This is a genomic window from Mesorhizobium sp. M0077, assembly GCF_040322955.1.
Lineage (GTDB): Bacteria > Pseudomonadota > Alphaproteobacteria > Rhizobiales > Rhizobiaceae > Mesorhizobium.
This window is the reverse complement of record NZ_JAMYUL010000035.1, coordinates 1-1,428: the sequence shown is the minus strand read 5'-3', so window position 1 is coordinate 1,428 and position 1,428 is coordinate 1. Positions and strand designations below refer to the sequence as shown.

Here is a 1,428-nt window from a genome sequence, read left to right as displayed (position 1 = left end):
GGTCGCGTCCCGACAGGTGGTGTAGCTCGGCGGTAGCGAAGCCGCTCGCGAGCGCGCCCTCAACAGCGCTGTAGCGAGCGAGCGGCTTTGCGGTGGTCATCGATGGTTCTCCGGTAAGGGTCGGGTTGCTGACACCAACCTGATTCGAAGGAACCACCGATGACCGACGACATGATGAGCCTGCGCGCGCTCATGGAAAAGACCCCGGATGCCGATCTGTTGCGCGAGATGATCGGCTTTGCCGCCGAGCGGCTGATGGAGCTGGAGGTGGGCGCCGCCACCGGTGCCGGCTATGGCGAGAAGAACCCGCTGCGGACGGCCCAGCGCAACGGCTACCGGGAACGCGACTGGGAGACGCGGGCCGGCACGGTCGAGTTGCGCATCCCCAAGCTCAGGAAGGGTTCCTACTTCCCCGGCTTCCTCGAACCGCGCCGCATGGCCGAGAAGGCGCTGACCGCCGTCATCCAGGAAGCCTACGTCCAGGGCATCTCGACACGCTCGGTCGACGACCTGGTCAAGGCCATGGGCATGAGCGGCATCTCGAAGAGCCAGGTCAGCCGGCTGTGCGAGGAGATCGACGGCAAGGTCAAGGCGTTCCTCGAAAGACCCATCGAAGGCGACTGGCCCTATCTGTGGATCGACGCCACCTACCTGAAGGTGCGCCGCGGCGGACGCATCGTCTCGGTCGCCGTCATCATCGCCGTCGGCGTCAACGCGGACGGCCGGCGTGAGGTGCTGGGCATGGAGATCGGCACCTCGGAGGCCGAGCCGATCTGGACGGAGTTCCTGCGCAAGCTCACACGCCGCGGCCTGCGTGGCGTCAAGCTCGTTGTCTCCGACGCGCACGAGGGCATCAAGGCGGCCGTCACCAAGGTGCTGTGCGCGACATGGCAACGGTGCCGCGTCCACTTCATGAGGAACGTGCTGGCCCATGCCGGAAAGAGCGGGCGCCGTGTCGTCTCGGCCTTCATCGCCACCGCCTTCGCCCAGGAGACAGCCGAGGCTGCCAGCGCCCAGTGGCGGGCCGTCGCCGACCAGATCCGCCCTAAGGTGCCCAAGCTCGCCACCATCATGGACGACGCTGAGCCCGATGTGCTGGCCTACATGACCTTCCCCAAGGAGCACCGCGTCAAGCTCCACAGCACCAACCCGATCGAGCGCCTCAACGGCGAGATCAAGCGCAGGACTGAGGTCGTTGGCATCTTCCCAAATGATGACGCCATCGTCCGCCTCGTCGGCGCGATCCTGCTCGAGCAGAACGATGAATGGGCCGTGCAGCGCGCCAGATACATGACGCTGGAAACCATCAGCCAAATGAGCGATGATCCCCTCATCAGCCTGCCAGCCGTGGCACGCTGATCATCCCGGCCCCTTGCCGGAGAGCGCGGCGACCAAGCCGTCAGCTACACCACTCCCTGGGACACGATC

Annotated in this window: 1 protein-coding gene; it reads left to right on the top strand. The window is 65.9% G+C overall.

Annotated elements, in window-relative coordinates:
* The first annotated feature begins 159 nt into the window (after positions 1–159).
* The gene (locus NKJ57_RS30780) at positions 160–1,359 is read left to right on the top strand and encodes an IS256 family transposase (RefSeq protein ID WP_352513787.1); all 1,200 of its coding nucleotides are present in this window, start codon (positions 160–162) and stop codon (positions 1,357–1,359) included.
* The last annotated feature ends 69 nt before the right edge of the window (positions 1,360–1,428 follow it).

Coding starts and splice junctions, on each gene's coding strand:
- NKJ57_RS30780 (WP_352513787.1), top strand. CDS start 160: ATGACCGACGACATGATGAGCCTGCGCGCGCTCATGGAAAAGACCCCG.